The sequence below is a fragment of the Ramlibacter sp. genome (genome assembly GCF_041916345.1).
GTDB lineage: Bacteria > Pseudomonadota > Gammaproteobacteria > Burkholderiales > Burkholderiaceae_C > Ramlibacter.
Map to the genome: position 1 here is coordinate 1 of NZ_JAYRZR010000157.1, position 5,087 is coordinate 5,087.

Annotated in this window: 7 protein-coding genes; 2 read left to right on the forward strand and 5 right to left on the reverse strand. The window is 71.2% G+C overall.

From position 1 onward, the window contains the following. On the forward strand, positions 1-702 hold a 702-nt coding region (rsgA, locus tag ACE3T5_RS21095; protein ID WP_374670077.1), incomplete at its 5' end, for a ribosome small subunit-dependent GTPase A. Between the two features lie 89 nt (positions 703-791). Beyond that, the gene (trxC, locus tag ACE3T5_RS21100) at positions 792-1,238 is read left to right on the forward strand and encodes a thioredoxin TrxC (RefSeq protein WP_374670078.1); all 447 of its coding nucleotides are present in this window, start codon (positions 792-794) and stop codon (positions 1,236-1,238) included. A 99-nt stretch (positions 1,239-1,337) separates the two neighbouring features. On the opposite strand, the gene ACE3T5_RS21105 is transcribed toward trxC, so the two are convergent. The 5 genes from ACE3T5_RS21105 to rimM form a co-directional block, all read right to left on the reverse strand. Continuing rightward, complete coding sequence (locus ACE3T5_RS21105; protein WP_374670079.1) at positions 1,338-2,336, reverse strand: CobD/CbiB family protein; 999 nt, start codon at positions 2,334-2,336, stop codon at positions 1,338-1,340. Positions 2,337-2,382: 46 nt separating this feature from the next. Further along, the gene (locus tag ACE3T5_RS21110) at positions 2,383-3,099 is read right to left on the reverse strand and encodes a CoA pyrophosphatase (protein WP_374670080.1); all 717 of its coding nucleotides are present in this window, start codon (positions 3,097-3,099) and stop codon (positions 2,383-2,385) included. A 79-nt stretch (positions 3,100-3,178) separates the two neighbouring features. Beyond that, the gene (rplS, locus tag ACE3T5_RS21115; RefSeq protein ID WP_374670081.1) at positions 3,179-3,556 is read right to left on the reverse strand and encodes a 50S ribosomal protein L19; all 378 of its coding nucleotides are present in this window, start codon (positions 3,554-3,556) and stop codon (positions 3,179-3,181) included. A 123-nt stretch (positions 3,557-3,679) separates the two neighbouring features. Next, on the reverse strand, positions 3,680-4,429 hold the full coding sequence (trmD, locus tag ACE3T5_RS21120) for a tRNA (guanosine(37)-N1)-methyltransferase TrmD (protein ID WP_374670082.1): 750 nt from the start codon (positions 4,427-4,429) through the stop codon (positions 3,680-3,682). Between the two features lie 13 nt (positions 4,430-4,442). Beyond that, on the reverse strand, positions 4,443-5,036 hold the full coding sequence (rimM, locus tag ACE3T5_RS21125; protein ID WP_374670083.1) for a ribosome maturation factor RimM: 594 nt from the start codon (positions 5,034-5,036) through the stop codon (positions 4,443-4,445). Positions 5,037-5,087: the final 51 nt, after the last annotated feature.

Genomic DNA, 5,087 nt, shown 5'->3' on the forward strand with positions numbered 1-5,087 from the left:
CAGGACGAGATCCGCAGCAAGTCCTTCGCGGCCAACCTGGATCAGGTGCTGATCCTGATCGCCGCCGAGCCCGAGTTCTCCGAGATGCAGCTGGCACGGGCGCTGATCGCGGCCGAGGCCGAACGCATCCGCCCGCTGATCGCGCTGAACAAGAGCGACCTGGTGGAGCCATTCGAGCGTGCGTGGGGTCGGCTGCTGCCCTACCAGCGCATGGGGTATGGTGTGCTGCCGCTCTCCCTGCGCCAGTCGCGCGAGGTCGATCATGCGCATCTCATGCGGCATCTCGACGGCCACACCACCCTGGTGCTGGGCCCCTCCGGCGCCGGCAAGAGCACGCTGGTGAACCTGCTGGTGCCGTCGGCGCAGGCCCTCACCGGCGAGATCTCCCAGGCCCTGAACTCGGGGCGTCACACCACGACCACCACCACCTGGTACTGGCTCGATGGCGCGCACCGCAGCGGCCTGATCGATTCGCCCGGCTTCCAGGAGTTCGGCCTGCATCACATCGACCGCATGCAGCTCGCGGCGCTCATGCCCGACCTGCGCCCGCACGTGGCGAACTGCCGCTTCTACAACTGCACTCACCTGCATGAGCCGGGCTGCGGCGTGATGGCGGCGGTGGACCAGCCCGATGGCATCACGGCCAGCCGCTGGCGGATCTACCGGCAGCTGTTCGAGGAACTGCCAGCTCGTCGAGGCTAGTCCGTCTCGCTCCCTCCCCCTCCGGGGGAGGGCTGGGGTGGGGGCGGCGCCCCCCTTGCGGACTCGTCCTCCGCCCTCAAGTGCGTGCCATGAACCCGCTGCACATCGTCTGCCCGCACTGCCACACGACCAACCGCGTCCAATCCGCCGATCTCTCGCGCGGGCCAGACTGCGGCAGTTGCCACCAGCCCCTGTTCACCGGCCACCCCGTGGCCTTGACCGAGGCCGAGTTCGCACGCCATGTGCAGCGCAGCCAGTTGCCGCTGCTGGTGGACTTCTGGGCGCCTTGGTGCGGCCCCTGCCGCATGATGGCGCCCGCGTTCGAGCAGGCCGTGCAGCAGCTGGAGCCGAACGTGCGGCTGGTGAAGGTCAACACCGACGAGGCGCAGGCGCTGGGCGCGCAGCTCGGCATCCGCAGCATCCCGACCCTGGCCTTGTTTGCCGGTGGCCAGGAGGTGGCGCGGCAGGCGGGCGCGATGGGCGCCGGTGACATCGTGCGGTGGACGCAGGCGCAGCTGGGGCGTGTGCGGGCGTAGGCACGCAGGCAGCTGGGGTTGCACCCCAGCCTACGGAACAGCCTGGATGCACCCGCCTCCGTAGGCTGGGGTGGAGCGCCAGCGCAACCCCAGCGATCCCTAGCCCAGCAGATTCGCCAGCGTCAGCAGCGCCAGCAGCACCAGCCACAGCACCACCGTCCGCCACACCAGCCCCACCACGCTGCGCAGGTGCGCGGGCTCGGCCTCTCGTCCCGGCGTGGGGCCGGTGTCCACCGATGGCTCCGGGCCCAGCGCGGCCGAGCGGAAAGGCTGCGAGCTCTCGGGGCGATACGCCGGCTTGAGCGCTTCGCCCCCCAGCCGCACGTTCACTGCGCCCGAGGTCGCCGCCAGCACCACGCCGTCGTTGTCGTTGGGAAAGCGCTGGGCGTGATGCCGCCAGCAGTCCACCGCCTCCTCGAAGCTGCCCACCACCGCGAAGGCCAGCGCCGTGGCCCGTGCGGGCGCCCAGTCGATGACCTGCCAGGCCTGCGCGGCCGCGGACTGCAGCGCCTCGCTGGCGGGCTGCGCCTGGATGCGGTTGCGGTGCCGCCAGTAGCGCGCCACGAACTCGGCCATGCGGTACAGCACCGCGCCAGCCGGCCCGAGGCCGAATGCCGCCAGCACCGAGTACCAGGCCAGCACGCCGAACACATGGCGGTGCGCGGCCAGCACCGAGTACTCGATCACGTGGCGCACGATCTCGCTGCGCGGCAGCTCGCTCGCGTCGACCTGCTGCCACTCGGCCAGCAGCTCGCGCGCACGGGGCTCGTTGCCGGCATCCAGCGCATCGCGGATGTCGGTGAAGTGATGGCTGAACTGCCGGAAGCCGAGCGTGACGTAGAGGATGGCCACGTTCCACAGCACCGCGACGGGCCAGCCGAGAAACCGGTTGAGCAGTGCATGCACGGCCAGCACCAGCAGCGCGGGGCCGGCCACCGCCAGCGCCCAGGCCACCCAGCCGTGCGCCGGCTTGCCGGCGTCGAAGTTGCGGCTGGCCCAGCGGGCCCAGGCCCGCATGCCCACATGCACCGGGTTGCGCGGACCGAGCGGACGCACCTGTTCGATCAGCAAGGCGAACAGGATCGCGAAGAAGCTCATTCGGAAATGATAGGGCCTGCGGGCCCACCGGCCTCGTGCGGCGTGGCTACGCCGAGAGAAAGCGGTAGAAGTTGCGCAGCATGGCCGCGGTGGCGCCCCAGATGAAGCGCTCGGCACGCTCGTCCTGGTAGGGCATGGAGAACCACTCGCGGCGCACGCCATCGACCTCGATCACGTGGCGGCGGTGGTGTGCCGGGTTCATCAGGAAGTCCAGCGGCACCTCGAAGGCATCGGCCACCTCGCCGGCATTGATGCGCAGGCGGTAGCCGGGGTCCACCAGCGCCACCACGGGCGTGACCACGAAGCGCGTGACCGTGGTGTAGGTGGGCATGGCGCCGATCACCTCGGTCAGGTGGCGGTCGAGGCCGATCTCCTCCTCGGCCTCGCGCAGCGCGGTCTCGGTCGCGTCGGCGTCGGTGTCGTCCTGCTTGCCGCCCGGAAAGGCGATCTGGCCCGAGTGCGTGGTCAGGCCCATCGTGCGCTCGGTCAGCAGCACGGCCGGCCGCTCGCGCATGACGACAGGCACCAGCACCGAGGCCAGCGATGGCTGACGCCCCGCGAAAGCCGGCTCTGCCCACAGCTCGGGCTCCCAGTGCGGCGGCGCCGCGAAGCGCTGACGGATGGCCGAAGGTGCCAGCAGTGGCGCCGGCACGGCCGGCAGGTGCGCGTCGTGGCCGGCCACCGGCACCTGGCGCGGATCGAAGTCGGGCAGCTTCGACAGCGGACGGGTGCCGGGCGGCAGCATCGGAGGCGTTCGGGTCATGAAAGTGGGGCGGGAAACGAAAAACCGCCGCGGGCTGGAGGCCGGCGGCGGCTTGACGCGCGAGAGGCGCGTTCCGTTCTTACGCGGCCGCCGACTTCTGGCTGTACGACAGCTTTTCCTTGATGCGGGCGGACTTGCCGGAGCGCTCGCGCAGGAAGTACAGCTTGGCACGGCGAACGTCGCCGCGGCGCTTGACTTCGATGCCGGCGATCAGCGGGCTGTAGGTCTGGAACGTGCGCTCCACGCCTTCGCCGCTGGAGATCTTGCGCACGGTGAAGGCGCTGTTCAGGCCGCGGTTGCGCTTGGCGATGACCACGCCTTCGTAGGCCTGCACGCGCTTGCGCGTGCCTTCGACCACGTTCACGCTCACGATGACCGTGTCGCCGGGGGCGAAAGCGGGCACGTTCTTGCCCAGGCGGGCGATTTCCTCTTGCTCGAGGGTCTGGATCAGGTTCATGGTCTTCCTTGGTGATCGTGTCCGCGCTGCACTGAAGGCCCTGGCTTCGCGCTGCTGGCGCACCCTGGGGTGGCAAAGGCTGGCGGCTCGGGCGGCCGGACAGAGGATCTGGAAAGCCCGCGATTATAGACTGGCGAGGAAACGCTCGTCTTCGGCGGCCAGCCGGCCGGCCGCGCGGGCCGCCGCAATGAGGTCTGGCCGGTCGCGCGCGGTGAGGGCCAGGCGCTGCTCGCGCCGCCACCGCTCGATGCGGGCATGGTGGCCCGAGAGCAGCTCCGCCGGCACGCGCTGGCCGCGCCACTCCTCCGGCCGGGTGTAGTGCGGGCAGTCCAGCAGGCCATCGAGCGCGGGGTTGAAGCTGTCCTCCTGGTGGCTGCCTTCGTCGTTCAGCACGCCGGGCTGCAGCCGCGCCACCGCGTCCAGCAAGGCCATGGCCGGGATCTCGCCGCCCGACAGCACGAAATCGCCCAGGCTGAGTTGCACATCGACATGTGCGTCGATGAAGCGCTGGTCGATGCCCTCGTAGCGGCCGCACAGCAGGATGGCCCCCTCGCCCGCGGCCCAGCGCGCCACGCCGGCGTGATCCAGACGCTCGCCCACGGGCGTGAACAGCACCACCGGTGCCGCATCACCCGCGCCGCGGTCCGCGCGGATCGCGGCCAGGCAGCGCGCCAGCGGCTCGGCCAGCATCACCATGCCGGGGCCGCCGCCGAAGGGGCGGTCGTCCACGCGGCGATACGGGCCCTCGGCTTGGTCACGCGGGTTCCACAGCCGCACGTCGACCTGCCGCGTCTCGAAGGCGCGGCGCGTCACGCCGGCCGCGAGGAAGGGCGCGAACAGCTCCGGAAACAGGGTGATGACGTCGAAGCGCATGGCGGCGCCGCGCTCAGTAGTCGGGCTGCCAGTCCACCGTGATGCGGCGGCCAGGCAGGTCCACCGCGTCGACGTAGGCGGCCACGAAGGGGATCATGCGCTCGGCCGCCTGGCCGTTCTGCTCGTACGCGACCACCAGCACGGTCTGCGGGCCGGTGGACAGCAGCTCGCGCACGGTGCCCAGGGCCTCGCCCTCGCGGTTGACCACGGCCAGGCCGATCAGGTCGACCCAGTAGTACTCGTCTTCGGCGGCGGTGGGGAAGCTGGAGCGGGGAATGAAGATGCGGCAACCGCGCAGGCGCTCGGCCGTGTCGCGGTCTTCCACGCCATCGGCACGCGCGACGATGGTGTCCGCGTGCTCCTTCGCCTCGCGCACGCGCAGCAGCACCGTGCCGGCGAAGGCACGGGGGCCCCGGTCGGACGGCTGCAGGTACCAGCGCTTGGAAGAGAACAGCGCCTGCGGGTCGGCGCTGTGGGGCAGGACCTTGAACCAGCCCTTGATGCCCCAGGCATCGGCGATGCGCCCGACCTCGATGGCGTCCGCGGGGAGATCCGCGGGTTCGATGTCCGGCGGCAGGGGCGCCGCCGGCAGGCCGGGCACGGCCATCGCGCTCAGGCGGCGGCGGGGGTCGCCTTGGCGGCCTGCTTGAGCAGGCGC